General features: G+C 72.2%; 19 protein-coding genes. 11 read left to right on the top strand and 8 right to left on the bottom strand.

The window, feature by feature from the left end:
- Nucleotides 1-33 precede the first annotated feature (33 nt).
- Nucleotides 34-2,472, bottom strand: coding sequence for a Pls/PosA family non-ribosomal peptide synthetase (locus JYK17_RS11535; RefSeq protein ID WP_108007471.1), 2,439 nt, complete (start codon nucleotides 2,470-2,472; stop codon nucleotides 34-36).
- 891 nt (nucleotides 2,473-3,363) lie between these two features.
- Here JYK17_RS11535 and JYK17_RS11530 point away from each other — a divergent pair.
- The gene (locus JYK17_RS11530) at nucleotides 3,364-4,509 is read left to right on the top strand and encodes a YihY/virulence factor BrkB family protein (protein WP_108006712.1); all 1,146 of its coding nucleotides are present in this window, start codon (nucleotides 3,364-3,366) and stop codon (nucleotides 4,507-4,509) included.
- A gap of 4 nt (nucleotides 4,510-4,513) precedes the next feature.
- On the opposite strand, the gene JYK17_RS11525 is transcribed toward JYK17_RS11530, so the two are convergent.
- Nucleotides 4,514-5,356, bottom strand: a complete 843-nt coding sequence (locus JYK17_RS11525) for an NmrA family NAD(P)-binding protein (RefSeq protein ID WP_108006710.1) — start codon at nucleotides 5,354-5,356, stop codon at nucleotides 4,514-4,516.
- An 80-nt stretch (nucleotides 5,357-5,436) separates the two neighbouring features.
- Between JYK17_RS11525 and JYK17_RS11520 the strand changes: the two genes are divergently transcribed.
- Nucleotides 5,437-6,384: an AraC family transcriptional regulator gene (locus JYK17_RS11520; RefSeq protein WP_222810299.1), complete on the top strand. Its 948-nt coding sequence runs from the start codon at nucleotides 5,437-5,439 to the stop codon at nucleotides 6,382-6,384.
- 10 nt (nucleotides 6,385-6,394) lie between these two features.
- Nucleotides 6,395-7,075, top strand: coding sequence for a helix-turn-helix domain-containing protein (locus JYK17_RS11515; RefSeq protein WP_108006706.1), 681 nt, complete (start codon nucleotides 6,395-6,397; stop codon nucleotides 7,073-7,075).
- On the opposite strand, the gene JYK17_RS11510 is transcribed toward JYK17_RS11515, so the two are convergent.
- On the bottom strand, nucleotides 7,064-7,459 hold the full coding sequence (locus JYK17_RS11510; RefSeq protein ID WP_222810298.1) for a VOC family protein: 396 nt from the start codon (nucleotides 7,457-7,459) through the stop codon (nucleotides 7,064-7,066). The two genes, JYK17_RS11515 and JYK17_RS11510, sit on opposite strands and share 12 nt — an antisense overlap.
- Before the next feature lie 237 nt (nucleotides 7,460-7,696).
- On the opposite strand from JYK17_RS11510, the gene JYK17_RS11505 reads away from it, so the two are divergent.
- The gene (locus tag JYK17_RS11505) at nucleotides 7,697-9,283 is read left to right on the top strand and encodes a carboxylesterase/lipase family protein (protein WP_222810297.1); all 1,587 of its coding nucleotides are present in this window, start codon (nucleotides 7,697-7,699) and stop codon (nucleotides 9,281-9,283) included.
- Between the two features lie 134 nt (nucleotides 9,284-9,417).
- On the opposite strand, the gene mmuM is transcribed toward JYK17_RS11505, so the two are convergent.
- On the bottom strand, nucleotides 9,418-10,335 hold the full coding sequence (mmuM, locus tag JYK17_RS11500) for a homocysteine S-methyltransferase (protein ID WP_222810296.1): 918 nt from the start codon (nucleotides 10,333-10,335) through the stop codon (nucleotides 9,418-9,420).
- Between the two features lie 326 nt (nucleotides 10,336-10,661).
- Between mmuM and JYK17_RS11495 the strand changes: the two genes are divergently transcribed.
- The 4 genes from JYK17_RS11495 to JYK17_RS11480 all read left to right on the top strand — a co-directional run bounded on the left by JYK17_RS11495 (nucleotide 10,662) and on the right by JYK17_RS11480 (nucleotide 14,201).
- Nucleotides 10,662-12,452, top strand: a complete 1,791-nt coding sequence (locus tag JYK17_RS11495; RefSeq protein ID WP_234548214.1) for a DUF2264 domain-containing protein — start codon at nucleotides 10,662-10,664, stop codon at nucleotides 12,450-12,452.
- 9 nt (nucleotides 12,453-12,461) lie between these two features.
- On the top strand, nucleotides 12,462-12,926 hold the full coding sequence (locus JYK17_RS11490) for a hypothetical protein (RefSeq protein ID WP_108006699.1): 465 nt from the start codon (nucleotides 12,462-12,464) through the stop codon (nucleotides 12,924-12,926).
- On the top strand, nucleotides 12,923-13,699 hold the full coding sequence (locus JYK17_RS11485) for an isocitrate lyase/PEP mutase family protein (RefSeq protein WP_108006697.1): 777 nt from the start codon (nucleotides 12,923-12,925) through the stop codon (nucleotides 13,697-13,699). Before JYK17_RS11490 ends, JYK17_RS11485 begins: the two co-directional genes overlap by 4 nt.
- A gap of 82 nt (nucleotides 13,700-13,781) precedes the next feature.
- Complete coding sequence (locus tag JYK17_RS11480) at nucleotides 13,782-14,201, top strand: NUDIX hydrolase (protein WP_181362337.1); 420 nt, start codon at nucleotides 13,782-13,784, stop codon at nucleotides 14,199-14,201.
- A gap of 70 nt (nucleotides 14,202-14,271) precedes the next feature.
- Here the strand turns inward: JYK17_RS11480 and JYK17_RS11475 are convergent, their stop codons facing one another.
- From JYK17_RS11475 to JYK17_RS11465, 3 genes are read right to left on the bottom strand one after another with little or no spacing between them, the layout of a single operon-like run.
- Nucleotides 14,272-14,997 (bottom strand): hypothetical protein, encoded by a 726-nt coding sequence (locus tag JYK17_RS11475; protein WP_108006693.1) that lies wholly within the window; start codon nucleotides 14,995-14,997, stop codon nucleotides 14,272-14,274.
- Between the two features lie 42 nt (nucleotides 14,998-15,039).
- Nucleotides 15,040-16,428, bottom strand: coding sequence for a prenyltransferase/squalene oxidase repeat-containing protein (locus JYK17_RS11470; RefSeq protein WP_146191684.1), 1,389 nt, complete (start codon nucleotides 16,426-16,428; stop codon nucleotides 15,040-15,042).
- A gap of 50 nt (nucleotides 16,429-16,478) precedes the next feature.
- Nucleotides 16,479-17,297, bottom strand: coding sequence for an alpha/beta fold hydrolase (locus JYK17_RS11465; protein WP_222810295.1), 819 nt, complete (start codon nucleotides 17,295-17,297; stop codon nucleotides 16,479-16,481).
- A 279-nt stretch (nucleotides 17,298-17,576) separates the two neighbouring features.
- On the opposite strand from JYK17_RS11465, the gene JYK17_RS11460 reads away from it, so the two are divergent.
- Genes JYK17_RS11460 through JYK17_RS11450 form a run of 3 tightly spaced genes read left to right on the top strand, consistent with a single transcriptional unit; the run spans nucleotide 17,577 to nucleotide 20,823 of the window.
- On the top strand, nucleotides 17,577-18,173 hold the full coding sequence (locus JYK17_RS11460) for an ArsR/SmtB family transcription factor (RefSeq protein ID WP_222810294.1): 597 nt from the start codon (nucleotides 17,577-17,579) through the stop codon (nucleotides 18,171-18,173).
- Nucleotides 18,170-19,525 carry an MFS transporter gene (locus tag JYK17_RS11455; protein ID WP_222810293.1) on the top strand — a complete coding sequence of 452 codons (1,356 nt, stop codon included), beginning with the start codon at nucleotides 18,170-18,172 and terminating at the stop codon, nucleotides 19,523-19,525. The genes JYK17_RS11460 and JYK17_RS11455 overlap by 4 nt, the downstream gene beginning before the upstream one ends.
- Nucleotides 19,526-19,578: 53 nt before the next feature.
- On the top strand, nucleotides 19,579-20,823 hold the full coding sequence (locus JYK17_RS11450) for an MFS transporter (protein ID WP_222810292.1): 1,245 nt from the start codon (nucleotides 19,579-19,581) through the stop codon (nucleotides 20,821-20,823).
- On the opposite strand, the gene JYK17_RS11445 is transcribed toward JYK17_RS11450, so the two are convergent.
- Complete coding sequence (locus JYK17_RS11445) at nucleotides 20,807-23,686, bottom strand: glycoside hydrolase family 2 TIM barrel-domain containing protein (RefSeq protein ID WP_222810291.1); 2,880 nt, start codon at nucleotides 23,684-23,686, stop codon at nucleotides 20,807-20,809. The genes JYK17_RS11450 and JYK17_RS11445 overlap by 17 nt on opposite strands.
- Between the last annotated feature and the right edge of the window lie 12 nt (nucleotides 23,687-23,698).

The following is a 23,698-nucleotide window of genomic DNA, read 5'->3' as shown; positions in this document are numbered from 1 at the left end:
AGTGGTTCCCCCCTGTGTTTCCGTGCGTTGTGTTCACGCGTGCCTCGGTGCGACCGCCGGGTTACCGCCCCAGTGCGCCCCCGCCGGCATCTCCTCGCCCTTCATCAGGAAGGAGTCGGGGGCGAGGACCGCGCCGTCGCCCATGGAGACGCCGTAGTGCACGAGTGCTCCGGTGCCGAGCGTGCAGCCGGCGCCGATGGTGATGTGGTCGGACTTGAAGGTGCCGTCCTCCTGCGAGTGGGCCTGCACCTTGGTGTGGGCGGCGAGGGTGCAGTCGTCGCCGATCGCGGCGAGCGTGCGGTCGGTGATGTAGCAGCCGTCGTCGAAGACCCGGCGCCCGATCCGTACGCCCAGCAGCCGCCACACGAACGTCTTGAACGGCGTCCCGTTGAACACCACGAGGTGGTTGTCGGGCACCTTCCACAGGCGCTCCACCCACCAGAAGTGCGGGTCGTAGATCGAGACCAGCCGCGGCTCCAGCGGGCGGAAGCGGGTGATCAGCCGCTCCACCAGCACGTAGTAACCGGTGCTGAACACCAGGCCCACCAGCAGGGACGCGCCGATCACCAGTCCGCCGAGGATGCCGTCGGCGCCGTACAGGTCGAAGGCGGCGAAGCCGAGCACGCTGAGGGCGAACCAGTGCAGCCAGCGCACGAACAGGAACAGGCCCATCGAGCGCAGGTTGTAGCGGTTCTTCAGGGCCAGCCTGCGGCGCAGCTCGTCGCCCTCGCGGTAGTGGTCGAAGCGGCTGTCGCGCTCCACCGAGCGCGGGATCTCGAAGGCGGGCGAGCCCAGCAGGCCCACGCCCTCGCGCACCTCGCCGTCCAGCGGGACCATCACCTTCGTCGCCAGCAGGACGTTCTCGCCGGTGCGGCCGCCGCTGGGGTAGGCGATGTTGTTGCCGAGGAAGCTGTGCGCGCCGATCGTCACGCGGGAGACCCGGAAGGACGTGCCGGAGAAGTCGGCGTTCACGACGGACAGCCCGTCGGCGACCATCGTGCCGCTGCCCACGGTCACCAGGTGCGGTGTCTCGTGCTGCACCTCGGTGCCGAAGTTCGAGCCGGTCTGCTCGACGTGCGAGAGGTCGTACCCGATGGACCTGAGGTAGTGGACGATGTACGAGCTGTCGCCGAAGAGCCACTTGAAGAACTTGATGTTGCTCATGCGGGCGATCGCGCGCTGCAGCGAGTAGTGGAAGCCGTAGAGCGGATAGACCTGGTCCGGGCGGAGCATCCGGCCCAGCAGGCGCGGCAGCACGGACACGCCGAGGAAGCCGAGGACCAGGAAGGCCGCGTAGGCCGCCAGCGAGAAGCCCAGGGACTCGCCGTAGAACGCGGCCGAGCCCAGGTCCTTCGAGGTCGGGTCGAGCAGCTTGTCGAGGGCGGGGACCACCGTCAGCAGCAGATAGGTTCCGCCGACCCCGACGGGTACGTAGACGACCAGCATCTGCAGCAGCCCGCCGAGGCCGTACACGGCCCGGCGCAGGGTGGAGACCCGGGCCGGGGGGATGCGGACGTAGTCGACGTCCGTGGGTACGGCGGGGGAGCCGTGCCGGCGCTCGCCGGCCGGGACGGACGCCCCGGCGTGGAGAGCGGAGGAGTGGCCGAGCTGGGCGCCGTCACCCATCGTCGTACCGATGTCGAGGACGGACTTCTCACCCACGTACACATCCCGGCCGAGCGTCACCCGGCCGGTGCGGATGCGCCCCGCGTGCGCCTGGTAGCACAGGATGAAGGAGTCCTTGCGGATCACCGAACCGGCGCCGACCGTGAGCAGGTCGGTGCAGACCGGCACGGTGTGGGTCAGGATCGTGACGCCCTTGCCGATCCTCGCGCCCAGCGCCCGCAGGTACAGCACGTACAGCGGGCTGCCGGTGAACAGGACCAGCGGGTTGGTGTGCAGCAGCGCCTTGACGGTCCAGAAGCGGAAGTAGGCGAGGCTCCAGACGGGGAACTCGGTCTCCTTCCACCTGCCCACCAGCAGCCACTTGGCGGCGATCGGGAGAAGGCAGGCGCCCGCGAACACCGAGGCGCCGAAGACCAGCGACCGCAGATAGATGTCGAGGACCCCGTCCACGGCCGAGATCCAGTCGTAGCCCCGGCCCATCACGATCCCGGCGATCGCGCAGTACACGGCGAAGACCAGGAACTGCAGCAGGCCGCACAGGAGATAGCGCGGCGTGCTGCCGGGCTGCGGCGCGGGTGCCACGGGCGCCGGGGCCGGTGCGGGGGCCGGGACCGTGTCGAGGGCGGCGGCCAGGCTGCGGATCGTCGGGTTGCCGTAGACGTCCTTCATCGACACGGACGGCAGGTCGGGGCGTTTGCGGACCCGGGCACAGAAATGGGCCATCACCAGCGAGTTGGCGCCGAGATCGTCGAAGAAGTGGCTGTCGAGCGGTACGTGGTCCCGGCGTACGACGCCGGCCAGGACCTCGGCCAGTACATTTTCGGTGAGGGTGTCGATTTTTCCCACCACGTCTGCTCCTTACGGGTTTTGCAGTCTTTACGCGCTTTGCGGCTTGTCCGGTTCCGTCGGTGACAGGCTTGTTGCATCACGACCGAAGGCGACCGGCGCGGCCTGGAGCAGGCCGGGGGAGTTGCCGAGCGCGCCCGTCGCATGGAGCGGGACGAGCGCGCAGTGGGGGGTGAGCTGCATGTGGGGGGTGGGCGGCATGGTGCCTGCCCGCCGCCGTGCGGGGCGCGAGTGCTCTGCCCGCGCCGGCCCGGTGTGCCGGCGACGGTGCACGCGTCGATGAGTGCGCAGCTGGCATGAGAATTCCCCCGAGACAAATACGGCGGAAATCCGTCGGCTGTTCACGCCGGGACGGAATTCCGAGAGATTGGTGTTCGAGTTCAGAATGGTGTGTAAGTGTGTGGAGTGGCCGCGTGAAAAATGGCGCAGGGCAGCACGGCGCGATTCGCATGGGTCCCCTGCGAATCACGGGTAACGCGGCTGGATCGGGCCCTGGTCGCGGGCCCTCGAAGTCCCCCGTGTCGTGTGCGCCTGAGTCGTTCCCAGCATGCACGACGAATGCAATGCGAATTCTTTCGGAGAGTGCATGAACGGTTCAAGGGCGTTTCGGCCATTGGCGCGATCCAGTCGGTGCGCGGTGCGTTGTGCGCGCCCCGGATGAGGGATCTCGCGGCGCGCGACCGGCTCACTCGCCGGATTGCTGGCACACGTGTGCGCAATGATTCCGGTTGAACGGCAGAACAATCCGGCCATCGAGGACATGACAGAATAATGGGTCGGATTCACTCGACCGGCCTCCGGGCCGTTACCGCCCCGTTTCGTCCCGGGCATCCCGACAGGCCGTGGGGCCAGGGGGTGAGTGCACCCCGCCACGGCGGATACCTTTAGGTCGTGCAGCCAGCAAGTGAATCCCCACAGGGCCCTTCCGGGCGTCTCCACCGGGCGCGTGCCCTCTACCGGAACGTCTCGAAACGAAGGACCGCCTGGCTGCTGCTCAAGGACACCTTCAACTCCTGCATGGAGTACCGCATCCTGGGCCTCGCGGCCGAGGCCGCGTTCTTCACGCTGCTGTCCGTGCCGCCGCTGCTGCTGAGCATGATCGGCCTGCTCGGCTACGTCGACGACTGGACCGGCGCGGACACCATCGCCAGCCTGGAGAACAACATCCTGGAGGCGTCCCGCACCGTCCTGTCCGACAAGGGCGTCTCGGAGATCGCCCAGCCGATCCTGCACGACGTGATGAAGGGCGGCAGACCGGACGTCATCTCCATCGGCTTCGTGTTCGCCCTGTGGTCGGGCTCGCGCGCCGTGAACGTCTTCATCGACACCATCACCGTGATGTACGGCCTCGACGGCGCCCGGGGCGTCGTGAAGACCCGCCTGCTGGCCTTCCTGCTCTTCGTCGTGGCGCTGCTGATCGGCTCGATCGCGCTGCCGCTGATGGTGGCCGGGCCGGACGCGGTGGTCAACGTCGTGCCCTGGTCGACGACGGTCGTACAAGTGCTGTACTGGCCCGTGGTCATCGTGCTGTCGGTGGTCTTCCTGACCACGCTGTACCACGTGTCCGTGCCCGTCCGCTCCCCGTGGATCGAGGACGTGCCCGGCGCCCTGGTCGCCCTCGCGATGTGGGTGCTCGGCAGCTTCCTGCTGCGCATCTACCTCACCAGCACGGTCGAGGGCCCCTCCATCTACGGCTCGCTCGCCGCGCCCGTCGCCGTGCTGCTGTGGATCGGCGTGTCCGCCTTCGCCGTGCTCGTCGGGGCCGCCGTCAACGCCGCGATCGACCGGGTCTGGCCGGCCGCCGCGACCGCCGCGGCCCGCGCCGCGAACGAACGCCTGCGCGAGGCACAGCTGGCCGAGCAGGTGGCCCGCGCCGCCGCGGGCCACGAACCCGACCCCGACGACCCCGACATGCCCTCCGAGTTCCCCGAACGCTGGTCCCGCTTCCTGCCGCCGGAGGACGTCACCTCCCGGCTGCGCACCCATGTGAAGAGCACGCACCCGCCGCACACGGGACACAAGCCGGACACCCCCTGAGGGCTCACGCCTTCCAGGTGCCCGCCGCGGCCGCCTCCCGTACGAAGTCCGTGAAGTCGCGCGGCGCACGGCCCAGCACCTGCCGTACGCCGTCCGTCAGACGGGCGTTGCGGCCGTCGAGCAGCCCCTCGAACACCTCCACCAGGAACTCCGCCTCCTCCGGTGGCACGCCGAACCCGGTCAGCGCCTCGCCGTAGGCGCGCGCCGGGACCGGTGTGTACGTGAGCTCCGTGCCGGTCGCCCGGGAGATCTCCGCGACCGCCTCCCGGAAGGACAGCAGCCGCGGCCCGGTGAGCTCCACCGCCCGCCGCGCAAAGCGGTCCCCGGAGGTCAGCGCGGTCACCACGACATCCGCGATGTCCCGTACGTCGACGAACGGCTCGCGCACCTCACCGGCCGGGAAGACCAGCCCGCCCCGGCGCAGCTCGGCCGGCAGCGGCCCCTCGCTGAAGTTCTGCGCGAACCACGCGGACCGTACGATCGTCCAGTCCGCGCCCGAGGCCCGCAGGGCCTCCTCGGTCGGCCGCGCCTGCTCCTCGCCCCGCGCCGACAGCAGCACCAGCCGCCGCACCCCGAGCCCGACCGCCTCCCGCGCAAGAGCCCCGACTGCCTCGGTCGCCGCCGGGGCGCCGACGTCGGACGGATGCACGAGGTACGCCGCGTCCGCGCCCCGCAGAGTCCGTGCCCAGGTCGCCGCGTTCTCCCAGTCGAAGCCCCGGGCGCGGGACGCGGCCCGCACCGTCAGGCCCGCCGCCCGTGCCGCCTGTGCCACCCGGCTCCCGGTACGCCCCGAGGCACCGGTCACCACCACCGTCATGTTCCGCGTCTTCGCCGTGTTGTCAGCCATGCCTGAAGTCAACGGCCCAACGCCCCAAGCCCCCATGGCCGAACGGCTCATTCCCATGCGCGGACGTCTACGCTGAGCCCATGGACGCTCTCGCAGGCCTCCTCGAAGGCCCCCGCGCGCGGGGCGCCTTCATGATCCGTGCGTGTTTCGAACCGCCGTGGTCCGTGCGCATCGAGGACCGTGCGCCCCTCACCGTCATGCTGATGGTCCGCGGCGAGGCATGGGTCGTACCGGACGCGGGGGAGCCGGTGCGGCTGCGGGCGGGCGACCTGGCCGTCGCGCGCGGCCCGGACCCCTACACCTGCGCCGACGACCCCGGCACCGAGCCGCAGGCGCTGATCCTGCCCGGCGCCGAGTGCAGCTACCCCGACGGGCGGTCGCTGAACGGCTCCATGGACCTGGGTGTACGCAGCTGGGGGCACCGGCTCGACGGCTCCGCCGTGCTGCTGATCGGCACCTATCTGTGGCAGGGCGAGGTCGGCGGACGCCTGCTGGACGCCCTGCCGCCCCTGCTGACCCTCACGTCGGAGATGTGGGACTGCCCGCTGACCCCACTCCTCATGGCGGAGATCGTGCGGGACGAACCGGGCCAGGAGGTGGTCCTCGACCGGCTCCTCGACCTGCTCGTCATCGCCGCGCTCAGGACCTGGTTCTCCCGCCCCGACGCGGAGGCACCGGCCTGGTACCGGGCGCTCGCGGACCCCGTGGTGGGCCGGGTGCTGCGGCTGGTCGAGGGCGACCCCGCGCACCCCTGGACAGTGGCCTCGCTCGCGGGCAAAGCAGGGGTGTCCCGGGCCGCACTCGCCCGCCGCTTCACCGAGCTGGTGGGCGAGCCCCCGATGACGTATCTGACCGGCCGGCGTCTGGAACTGGCCGCGGACGCCCTCCGCGACACCGACGACACCCTGGAGGCGATCGCCCGCCGCGTCGGCTACGGCAGCGCGTTCGCCCTGTCCGGCGCGTTCAAGAGGGTCTACGGCGTCAGCCCGCAGGAGCACCGGGGGCGGGCGGCCGAGGCGCGCGCGTAGGCTGGCCGACGTGTACGCGGAGAGGCCGTCCCGGCTGACCGGAGCGGTCGTGTGGCGCAACACCCCGGCCGAGGCCGGCGTGGGGCGGGTGCTGCCCGACGGCTGCATGGACCTGCTCTGGCACGAGGACCGGCTGCTGGTCGCGGGACCCGACACAAGCGCCTACGTCACCGAGAACGCGCCCGGCGTGTGGACCGGCGTGCGCTTCGCTCCCGGAACCGCTCCCGCACTCCTCGGCGTGCCCGCACACGAGCTGCGCGACCGGCGCGTCCCGCTCGCCGAACTCCGGCCGGCCGCGGAGGTCCGCCGCCTCACCGACCGGATGCGCGCCGCGGCCGAACCGGCGGGCGCGCTGGAGGAGTTGGCGCTGCGCCTGGCCGCCGGCACCGGACCGCCCGACCCGTTGCTGCGGCACCTCGTCGGCGCCCTCGACCGGGGCCGCCCGGTCGCGGCCGCCGCCGCCGAACTCGGGCTCGGCGCCCGCCAGTTGCACCGCCGCTCGCTGGCCGCCTTCGGCTACGGACCCAAGACGCTGGCCCGCGTGCTGCGGCTGCAGCGGGCGCTGCGGCTGGCCCGGCAGGGGGTGCCGTTCGCGCAGACCGCGGCCCGCACCGGATTCGCCGATCAGGCCCATCTGTCCCGGGACGTCAAGGAGTTGGCGGGCGTCCCGCTGCGCGAGCTACTGCGCTAGCGGGGCGAACAGGTCGACGCCGTTGCCGTCCGGGTCCTGCACGACCGCGTAGCGCTGGCCCCAGAAGGCGTCCCACGGCTTCAGCTCCCCGTGGTGTCCCGCCTCGACCAGTTCCGCGTACACCGAGTCCACCTCCGCCGGGCTGTCGCAGCGGAACGCGAGCGCGGACCGGTAGCCGCCAGTGGGTGGCTGCCACCCGGCGTGGAAGGAGCGGACCGTGGCCTCGGTGTCGAGCAGCAGACGCAGCCCGCCCGGGAGCGCGGCCTCGCAGTGCGGCTCGCCCTCGGCCCCCTCGGGGAACGCCAGGCCGAGCCGGCGGTAGAACGCGACGGAGGCCGCCATGTCGGAGACGACCATCCCTACGGCATCGATTCGTGGAGTCATGCGACGACCGTAGGCAGCATCCCGGCGGCGGGTCTTGAAGGAATCGGACACGACCGGCCGGGAGCCGTTTCCCGTCCACCCACGGGCGGATCGCCGAGGCCGGCCACCGAGGCCGGCCATCGGCGGGCGGGGTCCCCCGGCCGGCGGCCGAAACGCGCCCTGAGCCGGAATACCGGCGCGGCCTGTGGTGCTCTGTTGTTCACGGTGCAATGGCGCGGTGAGGAGGCTGATGGTCGTATGACGGCAGCAGTCCAGACGGATCCCGTGGTGAGCACGCCGTACGGAGCCGTACGCGGCCGGTACGAGCACGGGATCGCGGTGTTCAGGGGCATCCCGTACGCGGCGCCCCCCTTCGGCCCCCGGCGGTTCAGGCCGCCCGTCCCGCCCGAGCCCTGGGACGGTGTCCGCGACGCGGGCTCCTTCGGGCCGACACCGCCGAAACCGCCGTATTCCGAGGCCTTCGACAAGTACCTGTCCGACCCCGTCGTCCCCGGCGACGACTGCCTCAACCTGAACGTGTGGACCCCGGAGCCCGGCCCCGCCGCCCGGCTCCCGGTCATGGTCTGGCTGCACGGCGGCGCCCTGACCAGGGGTTCCTCCGCCGTGCCGGTGTACGACGGAGCGACCTTCGCCCGCGACGGCGTCGTGCTGGTCTCGGTGAACTACCGGCTGGGCGTCGAGGGCTACGGGCTCTTCCCGGACGTCCCCGCCAACGCGGGTCTGCGCGACCAGCTCGCCGCGCTGCAATGGGTGCACGAGTCGATCGCGGCCTTCGGCGGCGACCCGGACCGGATCACCCTTTTCGGCCAGTCGGCGGGGGCGATCAGCATCGGCGCCCTGCTGGCCGCCCCGCAGGCGCAGGGGCTGATACACCGGGCGGTCCTGCAGAGCGGGCCGCCCGAGGCGTTCGAACGGGACAAGGTGCGCCGGATGGTGCGCCGCATGGCGACCCGCCTGAAGATCCCCGCGACCGCCGCCGCCTTCGCCGAGGTCGACCGCGACCTGCTGCTGCGCGTCCAGGGCGACGTGGGCCGCCTCAGCAGCCCCGTGCTCGGCGGGCCCTCCTTCGGGATCGTCGTCGACGGCGACCTCGTACCCAGCGACCCGCTGGAGGCCCTGACCACGGGCGACGCGGCCCGAGGCGTCGACCTGATGATGGGCTGGACCAGCGAGGAGTACCGCCTGTGGCTGGTCCCCGGGGGCCTCCTGGAACGCGTCGACCGGCTCGGTGCCGTCGCCCTCGCGGGGGCCATGGCCCGCTGCCACTGCGGCACCGAGGTGCCCCGCGGCTACCGCACCCTGCACCCGGAGGCCGGCACCGCCGACATCGTCGGGCAGATCGTCACCGACCACCTGCTGCGCCTCCCGCTGCACCGGCTGGCCGACGCGCACCCCGGCACCTCGTACGTCTACGAGTTCGCCTGGCCCTCCAACCTCCCCGGCCTCGGCGCCTGCCACGCCCTGGAACTCGGCTTCGTGTTCGACACCGGCGATGTACCGGAGTCCCGCAAGCTGGCGGGCGAGGGCGGGCCCCAGCACCTGGCCGACGCGATGCACTCGGCCTGGGTCCGCTTCGCCACCGACGGCGACCCGGGCTGGCAGCCCTGGGACGAGACACACCCCGTACGCATCTTCGACGCGGACCCACCCCGCGTCGCCTACGGCCCCCGCGACGCAGACTTCGCCCTGTGGACCGCCGCCCCACCCCCTGAGCTGCAGACTGTGCCCGCGATGGTCCCGCCCCGCAGCCCGTCCTCACGCGCCACGGAGCTGCGCTCGGTCGTACGGCGGTTGCGGCTGCCGGGGTCGGTGCGGAGGCAGTGAGCTGGGGGTGCGCGTTTTTGGGCGGGCGGGGCTGCGGTCGGGCCCCCCGCGCCGCGGAGTTCGCCGAGTCGGCCGCCGAGTTGTGCTTCCGGTAGCCGCGGCGACCAGTTCCGGTACCCCGGCCGCCCCTCCCGTCACCCCTTCAGCGCCCCCGCAATCCCCGCAATCGTGTCCGGCCCCACCCGGCAGCACCCCCCGATCAGTCGTGCCCCCGACTCCCGCCAGCCTGTGACCTGTTGCGGGGTGAAGGTGGAGCGGCCGTTCCATGTGCGGGCGTCGGCGTCCCAGGTTTCGCCGCTGTTGGGGTAGACGACGACCGGCTTGTCCGTGACCCGTGCGGCCGTTTCGACGGCGGCGTCGACGTCCTCCGGGGCGCAGCAGTTGACGCCGATCGCGATGATCTCGTCCGCGTCGGCGGCGAGCGCGAAGGCCTGGTCCAGGGGCTGACCGGCGCGGGTGCGGTCGCCCGCGACGGAGTACGACAGCCAGGCCGGTACACCGAGCCCGCGCACCGCCCGCAGCAGTGCCGCGGCCTCGTCGGTGTCGGGCACCGTCTCCAGAGCCAGCACGTCGGGCCCGGCCGCCGCCAACACCTCCAGGCGGGGCCGGTGAAAACGCTCGAGTTCGGCCACGCTCAGGCCGTACCGGCCCCGGTACTCGGAGCCGTCCGCGAGCATCGCCCCGTACGGACCGGCGGACGCCGCCACCCACAGCGGTCGCGTGACCCCCTTCGCATGCGCCCGCCCGGCCGCCTCGCGCGCCAACCGCACGCTGAGGGCGAGGAGTTCGGCGGCCCGGTCGTGACCGATGCCCCGCTCGGCGAAGCCCTCGAAGGTGGCCTGGTAGCTGGCGGTGATTGCCATGTCGGCGCCCGCCTCGAAGTAGGCGAGGTGCGCCTCGGCGACCGCCTCGGGCCGGTCGGCGAGCAGCCGCGCCGACCACAACCGGTCGCTCAGGTCGTGCCCGCCCGCCGCCAACTGGTTGGACAGGCCGCCGTCGAGGACCACGGTCCCCCGGCCGAGGGCCGCGGTGAGGGTGTTCGTGCCGGTCATGCGATCGACGGTAGTCGAGCCGGTGCCGGGCGCGCGGCCCGCGCCGATGGAAAGCGCTGTCTCGCACGGCCACGAGCAGGAGAACTGCGGCGTCAGGCGGCGGCATGTTCATCGCTCGCCGGCGGCGGTGATCCGGCCCGGCGGCCCGGGTTCGAGGCGATGCATCGGGGAATCCGGAGAAGCAACGACCCCGGCCCGCTGGTCAACGGCCGCGGTGTGGACCATCCTGCTGTCATCCGGGATGAACCCCTGGGGCGTCTCGACCGGAACCGGGGCGCCCCAGGTCCGCCCGCTCGTTGGCCGCCGTACGCCGTGAAAGAGAGCCCATGCAGCTGCCGCCCGACGACCGCGCCCTCAGCCCGCGCACCGGATACACCCGCGCCCACTGGGAGGCCGCGGCGGACGCTCTGCTCGCCGCGGTCGAGCCGTACGCCGCGCAGGGCGGCGCGCTCTACCACCTCCCCGGCGACCGGACGAGCTGGTCCGGCCGCCTCTCCGACGGCCTGGAGGGCTACGCCCGTACGCTGCTCGCCGCGGCCTTCCGCCGGGACGAGACCGTGCTGGAGCGGTACGCCGAGGGACTCGCGGCCGGTGTCGACAGGGTCTGGCCGCGCATCGAGGACCGCAGCCAACCCCTCGTCGAGGCGGCGTCGATCGCCCTGGCGCTGCGGCTGACCCGCTCGCTGCTCTGGGACCGACTGGACGACGGCGTGCGGCAGCGGGCGGCCGCTTGGCTCGCGGACGCGCTCACCGCCGAAGCCTGGCCGTGCAACTGGGAGTTGTTCCCCGTCACCGTGGGCGGCTTCCTCCAGGAGGTCGGGTACGAGCCGGAGGCCTCCCGCAAGGCGATCGAGCGCGGCCTGGGGCGGATCGAGGAGTGGTACGTCGGCGAGGGCTGGTACACCGACGGCGACGGCCGCAAGTTCGACTACTACAACGGCTGGGCGATGCATCTCTACCCGGTGCTGCACGCCTGGCTCGCCGACGACGCGGAACTGCTGGACCTCTACGGCGGCAGGCTCTCCCGCCATCTGGCGGACTACGCCCGCCTGTTCGGCGCCGACGGCGCCCCGATGCACCAGGGCCGCTCGTTGACCTACCGGTTCGCGGCGACGGTCCCGCTGTGGCTGGGAGCGCTGACCGGGCACACCCCGCTGCCGCCGGGGCAGACACGCAGGCTGGCCTCCGGGGCGCTGAGGTACTTTCTGGAGCGCGGCGCGGTGGACTCCCGCGGCCTGCTCACGCTCGGCTGGCACGGCCCCGACTCCGCGGTCCTGCAAGGCTATTCGGGCCCCGCGTCCCCGTACTGGGCGAGCAAGGGCTTCCTCGGCCTGCTCCTGCCCGACGACCACCCGGTGTGGACGGAGCCCGAGGAAGCGGGCCCGGCGGAGCGCTCCGACGCGCTCACGGCCCTCGCCGCCCCCAACTGGCTGCTCCAGTCAACCAGTTCGGACGGCGTGGTCCGCCTCCACAACCACGGCAGCGAGGACGTCCGCTACGACCCCTACTACACACGCCTCGCCTACTCCACGGTCACGCAGCCGGTCTCGTCGTACGACAACAGCGTGCCCGACAACAGCGTGATCGTCGGCGGCGATCCGAGCCGTACGGGGATCGAACCGCTGGGCGTCGGCGAGGGCTGGGCGGCCTCCCGGCACACTGCGGGCGGGGGAGCGCGGGTGACCGGCGTGGTGCTCGCACAGGGCGCCGCGGAGGTGCGGGCGCATCTGGTCGAGGGCGCCGAACCGGGGACGCCGGTACGAGTGACGGGCTGGGCGGCGCGGGACGGCCTACGGGCCGAACTGCTGCCCGCCGTGGGCCTTTCCGACGCGCTCAAGGGCGAAACCGGCGACGGCGCCACCCTGTTCGTCGCGCTGGCACGGCTGACCGGCGCGCCGGACCCGGTGCCGCTGGAGGAGACGGTGAGTGTACGGGCCGACGGAGAGCGGGAGTTGACCGTGCGCTGGAGCGAGGGGCCCGAGGTGCGGGTCCGGTGGGGGGACTCCGGTGTGTCGCTCGAACACGTCGGCCGGGAAACTTCGGCCGGGACCGAACGGGACACTTCGGCCGGGACCGAACGGGACACTTCGGCCGGGACCGAAGCAACAGGGTTCTAGCGTGCCGGTATGACCGAGACCGAGACCTCGCAGGAGACCCCCGCCCAGGCCGTCACCGGCATGGTGGATCACACTCTCGAACTGGCCGCCACCTGGTTGAACTGGGACGGCACGCTCGCCCATGTCGACGACCGCGTCTACACCCCGCACAAGGCGATCCGCCGGGTCGCCGACCATCTCGTCGACCACCTCGCCGAACTGGAGGCCCGGCTGGCCGGCGAGGAGCCGCAGCCGGACCACTGGCACGCGTCCATGGTGACCACCGAGGCCGATCTCGCGCCCTTCACCCGGGCCGACCTGGACGAGGCCCGCAGCCGTCTGAGCCGCCTCGCCCGTATCTGGGCCAACCGCCTCGACGCCCTCACCGCCGAACAGCTCGACCACTCGCCGGGCGAGGGCTGGACCTTCCGCGAACTCGCCCTGCACCTCAAGGGATCGACGTACTACGCGGACTCGGTGGGCGATCTGTCATGACGCGGTTCGCCGAACTGCACCGCGCCGCCGAGCCGCTGCTCCTGCCCAACGCCTGGGACCACGCCTCCGCCATGGCGCTGTCCGCCGAGGGGTTCCGCGCTGTCGCGACCACCAGCCTCGGTGTCGCCGCGACGGCCGGTCTGCCCGACGGCGACTCGGCAACCCGTGAGGAGACCCTGCGGCTGGCCCGCGCCCTGGGCACGGCACCGTTCCTGCTGTCCGTCGACGCGGAGGGCGGCTTCAGTGAAGACCCGGACGAGGTGGGGGAGTTCGCGCGCGAGGTCGCGGCCGCCGGAGCGGTGGGCATCAACCTGGAGGACGGCCTCGGCCCCGTGGGACGGCACGCCGCGAAGATCGCCGCCGTGAAGGCCGCGGCACCGGACCTCTTCGTCAACGCCCGTACCGACACCCACTGGCTGGGCGACGGCGAGGGCACGCTGCACCGTCTCGACGCCTACCGGGAGGCGGGCGCCGACGGCGTGTTCGTGCCCGGCCTGACCGATCCCGCCGAAATCGCCGCGCTCGTACGTCACTTGGGTGACACGCCCCTCAACATCCTCTACTCGCCCACCGGTCCCACCGTCCCCCACCTCACCGACCTCGGCGTACGACGGGTGAGCCTCGGCTCGCTGCTGTACCGCCGGGCCCTCGGGGCGGCCCTGGAGACGCTCGCCGACATCCGCGCAGGCCGGAGCCCACGGGGCGCGGCGCCCTCGTACGCGGACGTCGATGCGTTCGCCCGGCGGTGCGATGCGGTTCACAGCGCCGGGTGACGAGTCCTTGGTACGGTGGGTGCTTTCGTGGGTATCAGACCCTTTGGACTCATCTCCGGCGAGGGACCGAGGAACCATGGACATGGACATCCCCGGCGACAAGCGACTGGCGGCCGCGGTCGTGATGGACGAGGCGGGCAGGGTGCTGCTCGTGCGCCGCAGTGAGACGGAGAGGTTCCTGCCCCGCGTGTGGGGCGTGCCGTGCGGCAAGCTCGAACCGGACGAGAGCGCCCCCGACGGCGCCCTGCGCGAGCTGAAGGAGGAGACCGGGCTCCTCGGCGAGATCGTCCGCAAGGTCGGCGAGTCGTCCTTCGTCAGTGAGTACGGCGGCCACGAGGTCAAGAACTGGCAGGAGAACTTCCTGGTCAGGCCGCTGACCCGGCAGATCACGCTGCCCCTGCCCGACCAGGCCCACATCTGGCTGACGCGCTCCGAGCTGACCACGGTCGACATCGACGACTACAACCTCGACATCGTCGACCAGGCCTTCACGAGCCTCTGAGCAGTCCGGCGCCTTCATGAGCTCCTGAGCGGCTCGGCGCCTTTATGGGTTCCTGAGCAGCTCGGCGCCTTCATGAGTTCCTGAGCAGCTCGGCGAGCCCGCTCAGCGCACCCAGATAGCCGTCCACGTCCAGCGGCACCTTCGCCACCGCCCCCGGATGGGGGCCCGCCGGGGTGAACACGTCCGTGTGGGCACGGCGCCCGCTCCCCGTCTCCAGGAACAGCGTCACCGTCGGCGCGTCCGTGTCGCACCAGGCCCGATGCAGGGTGTGCGCCGGGAGGGCGTAGGAGCTGCCGGCCGCGTACTGCCCCACATGCGTCATCCGCAGCCGGGCCGGACCGGCCGGCTCCAGCAGCCAGTCGGCCGACTGCCGTGCCAGCGACTCCTGGTACCGGGCGGTGCCGATCCCGCCCTCGTCGCGGACCTCGTACAACTCCATCGCGATCCGCCCGCGGACGATGTACGAGGCGAGAGCGGAGCGGTGGTTGTGGATGTCCTCCTCGCCGATCGCGCCGGAGCGCCGGTGCCACAGGTGGGCGCGGAGCATATGGCGTGGTCCGGCGTCGACGAGCAGCAGTTTGTCGAAGCCGAGGACATGGCGGTACGACAGCCGTGCGCAGCCCTCCGGATCGCCCTCGCCGGAGACGAGTTCGTCGATCAGCTCCAACAGCCGCTCGGGGGAACCCAGTTCGGCGACGACGGAGCGGGCCGCGGCGGCCAGTTCGTGTTCGGGAGGATCACCGTCCAGCGTCCTGGCCAGCAGCCGCCGTGCCTCCAGAACCTGACGACCGCCCATGCACGTGCTCCCACTTCCGGTCCCCGTCACCGGGGGCCTGGTTCAGTCTTCTGGCTCATACATCCATACGGCATGGGCCCGCAGCGCCGAAAGACCTTGATAGGTCATCCAGATGGGCTGCCGCAGCTCACCGCCGTCGGGAACGCCCCAGGACCAGATGCCGCCGGTCTGCCCGGCCCACACCGCGGTGGCCGCACCGTCCAGCCGCTCCCGCCACGCCTCCTGCAGCCCGTCCTGCGCGGCGACCTCCCGGGCTCCGGGCGTCATCAGGGCGCGGACCACCCAGGAGGCGGTGAAGTGCCGTACGTTCAGCACCTCGTGGCGCGAGGGGTCGTCGGTGCGCGGGCGGCGCACCTCCTCGTGCAGGTTGCGCAGGTCCCGGCACTGGTGATGAGACCCGTCCGGGCAGGTCAGCAGCCAGCGGACGGCGTCCTCCCGCAGGGCGCGCACCGACTCGTCCTCGCCCAGCACCCGGGCGGCCCGGTCCAGGGCCACCACGGCCTGCGCGGTGTGCAGGGAGGACGGCAGGCCGCGCGGCGGGTCGAGGCGGTAGCCCCAGCAGCGCAGATGCTCACGGCCGGCGTCGCCGATCGAGCCCTCGGCGAGGGCCTCGCGCAGCTGGGGCAGTACGGCGGCGTCGGGCGCGGCGCGCAGCAGCCCGCGCAGCACGGTCGTCACGACATGGGTCGACTGCCGCCCGGCGCGGTCGAGTTCATGCGTGAAAGCGGCCGTGCACCGCTCCACCTCCTGCGCCAGCCGCTCGCGGGACACACCGGCCCGGCCGAGCGCGCCCAGCACGAGTGCCGTGACCTCCGGCCGGGCCTCTGCCCCTTGCGACCGCGCGGACCAGCCCCCTTCCGGCAGCCTGAGCCGCCACAGGGTGTCCACCAGGTCCCCGCCGTGCAGCCGGCCGTCCGGCATGCCGAGGTCGAGCACGATGTGCAGGCCGTACGCGGTGCCGACCGAGGTGGGCCGGACGGGGCCGGACTCGCTCAGCGAGTGCGACCAGCCGGTGAGGCGGCCGCGGTTCGGGTCGTCGACGACGGCCAACTTCTCGACGAGCGTGGTGTACGCGGACGCGAAGACATCGGGGAGCGGACCGGGCGAGACACGGCCGGCGGCGCGGGGGGCGGGGATGCCGGGCCGGTCCGGACCGGCCGCCGCGCGGGCCCGGACCAGGGCCGCCGCCAGCCAGGCGGCGACTCCCGTCCCGATCCCGCTGACCCCGGAGATCAGATACCGGGCGGCCTCCCCGCCCAGGGACTGCGGCAGCACTCCGAACAGGAACTGGAACACGCCGTACCCGGCAGCGGCGCACCCGAGACTGCCCAGCCAGCCGACGAAGCGTGCGGTCTCGCCGGGCCCGCCGGGTTCCGGTGGTGCCGGGTGGTCGGATCTCAAGGGACGGCGTCCCAGCTGCTGTTGAGACAAGGCGTGCTCCCTCCCCCGGGGCGGCACGTGACTTCCGCGAAGATTCCAGTCTAAGTGGTCCACGGGGCCGGTGAGTCGCCGACCGGAACGAGTGTCTCCGCGAGCAGCCCGGCGAAGTCCGCGGGATGTTCGGCCACGCCGACATGCCCGCCGGGGAACTCGACGAAACTGCTTCCGGTGTGCCTGGAGAGGAAGTGCGCGGTGCGATGGAGGAGTTGAGCACGGGAATCGACGCCGGCGGCGAGCGTGAGACGCGCGGAGGAGCCGGTCAGCGCGGTCAGGTCGGGCACGTAGGTGGTGAAGGGCCGCAGCACATGGGCGAGGAAGAGAGCCATCGGACTGCCCAACTCCTGCTCGCGGGAAAGGGGTTGGGGCTCGCTCGACTCCGCCACGGTCTCCGCCCCGGTCAGTACGGCGCCCAGCCGCGCACCGGCCGCCCGCGGCCCGGCCGCGCGATAGACGTCGTACACCTCCCGGAACGCGGCCTGCTGCTGCGCCCCGTCCGGCAACACCCCCACGCACGGCGGCTCGTGCGCCACGACGTGGCGCAGCCGCTCGGGATGCCGGGCGAGCAGGTCGAGAGCGGCGATGGCACCGGAACTCGCACCGAGGACGTACGCACTCTCACCCCCGGGCAGCACCTCGTCGAGCACCCGGTCCGCCCCGTCGCTCCAGTCCTCCACCCGCTGATCGCCCACGGGCTCACCGAGCCGCCCGTGGTCGAGCCCGAGGGGGTCGCAGGTGACGACGGTGAACCGATCGCAGAGCACGTCGGTCATTGCGTCAAGCCCCATGGGATGCCCGGCACCACCGGGAAGGACGAGAAGCACGGGCCCGGTGCCGCGCACGTCGTAGTGAAGGTCAGTCATCGTGGTCGGTCTCCTCACGAGGCCAGTGCTCGAGCGAGAGGTGATCTCGGCGGTGCGGCGCATGACCGGGGAGTCGACCACGAGGGCCTGATCGGCACGGGTCTGCATCGTGGCATACCGCCCCGGCCACAGCCACGGCAATCCGCTCGATCCTCTCACCCCCGGCAAGCAGCGCCATCCGAGTCCGCAGATCCTGCAAGCTCCTCACGTGCGAGTACAACTATCCAGGGCAGGTATGAGAGTTGACTCTCACAAAATGTGAGAGGACACTCTCACACCATGGATTCCGGCAACCGTCTCGGCGACCTGGAGATCACCGATCCGAAGGCCATACGGGCGCTCGCGCACCCCGTGCGGCTCGCTGTCCTGGAGCGGCTGCAGCGGTACGGGCCCGCCACCGCCACCCAGCTCTCGCCTCATGTCGGCGCCACCCCGTCCGTCGCCAGCTGGCATCTGCGTCATCTCGCGGGCTTCGGGCTGGTCCGTGACGCCGAGGGCGGGACGGACCGCAGGGAGCGGCGGTGGGAGGCGGTTGCGCGTGGCTTCCGGTTCCGGTCGCCGGAGGACGAGGACGGGGCCTCGGCCGCGCGGGCGCTGTCCTGGGAGATGTTCGCCCGTGCCGCCGAGCTTCCGGAACGCTGGGCGACCGAGACAGAACCGGAACTCGACCCGTCGTGGCGACGAACGGCGGGGCTCGCCAATACCCGGATCGTGGTCTCGGCCGACGAACTCGCCGCGATCGAGGACGCGGTGGAGGCGGTGCTCGCTCCGTACGTCACCCGGGATCCGGCGCAGCGACCGCCGGGCGCCCGGGGTGTACGGCTGCTGCGCTACCTGCTTCCGGAGGCGTTCGACGAGCCCGGCGCCGACGCGTGAGGTGGCGGCCGAAAGGGCCTGCCCCGGCGTCCCTGTGGCGTGATCCGCAGTTCGTCCGCTGCTGGGCGGGCAGCGCCGTCTCGCAGATGGGCGACCGGGTCTCCGAGGTGGCGGTGCCGCTGATCGCCGTGGGCCTGCTGCACGCCTCGGCTGCCCAGGTCTCGTGGCTGACCGCCCTCGCCTGGGCGCCGAACCTCCTCGCGACGGTGCTCGGCGTCTGGGTCGACGGCCTGCCGGGCAAGCGGCGGCTGCTGATCGTCACGGATCTCGTTCGCGCGGGCGTCCTGCTGACGGTGCCCGTGACCTATTGGTGCGGCGTTCTGACGCTCGGTCAGTTATACGCGGTGACTCTGCTGGTCGGTCTCGCGGGCGTGCCGGCGAGCTGCGCCTGGGCGCCCTTCTTCGCTCATCTGGTGCCGCGCGCGGCGTACGTGGACGCCAACAGCCGCTTCAGCGCCGCCCGTTCGTTCTCGTTCGTCGCCGGGCCCGCGCTCGGCGGCGGGCTGGTGCAGGCCCTGACCGCACCGGTCGCGGTCGCCGCCGACGCCCTGTCCTTCCTCGGGTCCGCCCTGCTGCTCCGCCGCATCACGGCGGACGCGCCGAAGCCGACCGGCCAACGCGGCTCCGTGCGGGGCTCGTTGCTGCCCGGAGCGCGCGAGGGGTTCGCCTTCGTCGCCCGTCAGCCGGTGGTGCGCGCCGGCCTCGGCTGTGCGACGACCCTCAACTTCTTCACCTTCCTTACGGGCACCGGCCTGGTCGTGCTGTTCGCGGACCGCGACCTGAGGCTGTCCCCGGGCGTCATCGGACTGGCCCTGGGCGTGGGCGCGAGTGGATCCCTCGTCGGCGCGCTGGCGGCACCCCGGCTCGCCCGGAGCATCGGTGTGGGACGCGTCGTGATGGTGGGCGCGGTGCTCTTTCCCGCGCCCTTCGCCGCCATGGCCCTGGCCGGCGGGCCCGTCTGGGTGCGCGTCGGAGTGCTCGGCGGTGCCGAGTTCCTGATGGGCCTCGGCGTGATGCTTTTCGACGTCGGCCTCAACTCCCTCAAGGCCGCGGTGATCCCGGACGGCCTACGCGCCCGTGTCGCCGGTGCCTACAGCACGGTCAACTACGGCGTACGGCCTCTCGGTGCCCTCGCGGGCGGCGCGCTCGCCGAGACCGTCGGCCTCAGGGCGACCTTTGTCGTCGCCGCGGGCGGCGGCGTGCTGTCCCTGTTGTGGCTGCTGCCTTCGCCCGTGCCCCGCCTGCGTTCCCTGGATCAACTGCCGTCCGCAGCAGCCCAGGAGGAGGTCGGGCGCGGGCGTAAGGTGGCCGGTGGGCTGGCGGGTGCCGACGGGGAGCGGAGGAGTGTGTGACGCGCGGGGCTCGTACGAGTGGTCGCGAGCCCGGTAGCTCGCGGTTCCGGATCTTGTCCGCTGGGCGGGGGCAATCGCTGTGGCAGCAGCGGGACTTCGGGATTTTCTGGGCTGCGCAGACCTTGTCGGTCCTTGGTGACTCCTTCGCCCTGATCGCCCTGCCCCTGCTGGTTCTCGAGGCGACCGGCTCGGTGGCGCGCATGGGGCTGCTGACGGGGGTGGGGTCGGTCGCGGCCGTTGTGGCGGCGGTGTTCGCGGGGGCGCTGGTGGACCGTGCCGACCGCCGCAGGCTCCTCGTCGCCTGCGATCTCGTACGGATGGTGCTGTACGGGGTGATCCCGGTGGTGTGGCTGTTCGGGCCGCGGATCTGGCTGCTGTACGTCGTGCTGCCGCTGTGCGAGGCCGTCGGCATGCTCTTCGCGGTCGGCTATGTCACCGTCGTACGCAGCCTGGTCGGCGGTGAACGGCTGACGGAGGCCAACGGCCGGCTGAACGCGACGGCCGCCGCTGCCGGGGTGCTGGGCCCCCTGGGCGCCGGCCTCGTCGCCGCCTGGACCGGACCGGCCGCCGCCGTCGGCGTGGACGCCGCCAGCTTCGGGGTGTCGGCGGCCTGCATGCTCCTCGTACGCTTCCGCGCCCGCCCGGCCGACGACCGAGCAGCGCAGCGCACCGGCCTGCGGGAGGACCTGCGCGCCGGGATCTCCTTCCTCCGCGGTCACCCGGTCCTGCGCGCCCTGACCGTCCTGCTCTGCTTCTTCAGCTTCCTCACCCTCGGCCTGACCGACCTGGTCATCTATCACCTCAAGCACGATCTCGGCCACGACGACGGCACGGTCGGCACCGTCATGGCCTGCGGAGCGCTCGGCACGATCGCCGGATCGCTGCTGGTCGCGCGGGTCCGCCGCCGGCTCGGCTTCGGACGTACCTGGACGGGCGCCGTCGCGGTGTGCGGACTGGCCTTCGCGGGCTTGGGGCGAGCTCAGGGCGTACCGCTCGTGGCAACCCTGAGCGCGGCGTACCTCGCCTGTGTCGGCGTCGCCGGCACCTGCTCCATGTCGCTGCGCCAGGAGGTCACCCCCGAGCACCTCCTGGGCCGCGTCACCTCCGCCTTCTGGACCCTCCAGTACTCCGCCGCCCCAGTCGGTGCGGCCGTCCTGACCTGGTCGGCCGAACACCGGGGCACGGCACCGGTGGCCCTGGTGGCGGGCGGCTGCTGCGTACTGATCGCGGTCGCCGCCCTGTTCACACCGATACGCCGCGAGATCCCCGGCTCCGGATCACTCAGCCCAACTCCGTGAAGATGAACGAGAACTCCGCCGGTTCCGGCCTCAGTTGATACTGCGGCAGCACCCCCGGGCCGCAGGAGCCCGTGCCGATGCCGTGCAGTCCGTGGTCGAGGTTGACCCAGACCGTGTTTCCGGGGGTGAGGTCGGTCAGGTGGGTGGCTGCGTCGAGGTGTTCGGTTGTCCAACGGCGGGCGGTGAAGACGAAGTTGGGGTCGCCCTCGATGCGCAGGCCGCCGATCTCCGCCCAGCGGACGTCGGGGCGGGCGCCGTTCTCCTGGGGGCGTACGTACGGGGTCTGGAGTCGGTCCACGGTGGACTCCCAACGGCCGGTTCGGGAGGCGGCCTTGGTGTCCGGATATCCCTCGCCCGGGCCTCCGCCGTACCACTTCACGGCGTCGGCCCGCTGCAGGCCGAAGCGGATGCCGAGGCGGGGGAGCGGCATCGTCCAGTCGCCGTCCGGTGCCACGGACACGGTCAGCTTCACCCGGGTGCCGTCCGACGTCCAGCGGTACACCGTGCGCAGGCCGAACTCCCGCGCGGCAGGCGCGACTCGGGTCCGCACGGTCAGCGCGTCGTCGCCCGGTTCCACGGAGTCGATGCGGTGCCGCATGCGGTGCAGGCCGTGCGTGCGCCAGACCGTCGCCCAGCGGGTGTCCGACTGCCACGGGGCGCCCTCGTCGTTGTCGGTGGGCGCCCGCCACACATCCAGGCGCAGCCCGCTCATCTCGACCCCGCCGATGGTCCTGAGCGCGCCGGTGCGGACGTCGAAGGAGGCCCGGCCCAGCGTGATCGCCCGCTCACCGAGAACCGGGGCGTCGCTCGCGGCCACGGAGGGCAACCGCCGTGCGGCGAGCGGGCCTTGGCCCCAGGCGACCTCATGACCGCGCGGCCCCCAGGAGGTGTCCGCCGCGAGCAGGGCCCGTACCGTCCAGTGGCTCTCGAAGCCCTGCACCTCCTCGGCCGGCTGCGGCAGCTTCACCTCGGCCGACGCGCCGGGCGCGAGCGAGGGCACGGAGAGGGTGCCCGTCTCGACCGTCTCGCCGTCCACCTGGTACGACCACTCGAAGACCAGGTCGGACAGGTCGGCCACGTCACGCTTGTTGGTGATGCGCACGGTGCCGTCGGTGCTGCCGGTGCCGTCCCCCTCGATCCCGACCGGCTCGATCACCTTCTTGAACTCGACCAGGCCGGGGGAGGGCCGCCGGTTGGGGAAGACAAGCCCGTCGCAGACGAAGTTGCCGTCGTGCAGCTCCTCGCCGAAGTCGCCGCCGTAGGCGTAACCCAGCTCGGGGTGGGTGATGCCGTGGTCGATCCACTCCCAGACGAAGCCACCCTGCAGCCGGTCGTACGCCTCGAACAGCCGCTGGTAGTCGGCCAGTCCACCGGGACCGTTGCCCATGGCGTGGCCGTACTCGCAGAGGATGAAGGGGAGTTGGCGGCGCCGGTGCGTGCCCCCGTCCAGGCCCCTGCCGATCCGCTCGACCTCGGCGTGATCGGCGTACATCCGCGAGTACATGTCCGTGTCGCGGCAGTCGATGTCGCCCTCGTAGTGCACCAGGCGCGAGGAGTCGCGGTCGTGGATCCACTCGGCCATGGCGGTCAGGCCGCGTCCGGTGCCGGCCTCGTTGCCCAGCGACCAGACGACCACCGAGGGGTGGTTCTTGTCGCGTTCGACCATGCGCGCGGCCCGGTCGAGCAGCGCCGGGGTCCAGCGGTCGTCGTCAACAGGGTTGTCCCGCCACGCCTGTTCGGTGAAGCCGTGGGTCTCCAGATCGCACTCGTCGATCACCCACAGGCCGTACTCGTCGCACAGGTCGAGGAAGGCCGGGTGCGGCGGGTAGTGCGAGGTGCGCACGGCGTTGATGTTGTGCCGCTTCATCAGCAGTACGTCCTCGAGCATGGTCTCCGCATCGAGGGCGCGGCCCGTGTCCGGGTGCCACTCATGGCGGTTGACACCCTTGAAGAGGATCGCCCTGCCGTTGACCTTGATCAGGCCGTCGTCCCGTTCGACCGTGCGGAAGCCGATGCGCAGCGGCACCCGCTCGCCCTCGGTGACCAGTTCGCCGTCGTACAGCGTCGGCACCTCCGCCGACCACGGCCGGACCGGCACCGTCACCGCCTCCCCGGTCGCCACGTCGATGCCCAGGGCGGGCACGAACACCCGTCCGTCGACGTCGGAGTCGACGCGCAGGGTGCCCTCGCCCGTGCGGTGGTCGTAGGAGGCGTGCACGAAGAAGTCGAGGACGCAGCCCGCCGGCCGGTGCAGCAGCGTCACATCACGGAAGATGCCGGGCAGCCACCACTGGTCCTGGTCCTCCAGATACGAGCCGGCCGACCACTGGTGCACCCGGACGGCGAGGACGTTGCCGGCCGGCTTCAGCAGATGCCCGACCGCGAACTCGTGCGGCAGCCGCGAGCCCCTGAACTCGCCGATGTCCGTGCCGTTCAGCCACACCCGGGCGCAGGACTCGACCCCGTCGAAGCGGAGCACCGCACCGCCGTCGCCCGGCCAGTCCCGGGGCAGGTCGAAGACGCGGAGGTGGTCGCCGGTCGGGTTCTCCGTCGGGACGCGCGGCGGGTCCACCGGGAAGGGGTAGAGGTGGTTGGTGTAGATCGGCAGGCCGAAGGCGCCGTCGCCCTGCAGCACCCAGTGACCCGGGACCGTGACCTCGGCCCAGTCGCCGGCGTCGAATCCCGGCTCGGCGAACGAGTCGTCCTCGGCGTCGGCGGTCGGCGACACCCGGAGTCTCCAACTACCGTTCAGCGAAAGGGATTTCGCGTCGGAGGACGGGTACCAGGCGCGGGGCGGCAGCGCCCCGCTGCCCGGCGAGAGGTCCTCGACGTGGTCGACGGCCGTAGTCGTGCGGTCAGTCATCGGTCTCCAGGT

Source organism: Streptomyces plumbidurans (assembly GCF_019857225.1).
GTDB lineage: Bacteria > Actinomycetota > Actinomycetes > Streptomycetales > Streptomycetaceae > Streptomyces > Streptomyces plumbidurans.
Note: the sequence above shows the minus strand (reverse complement) of the source record. Positions and strands in the feature narration are given on the sequence as shown.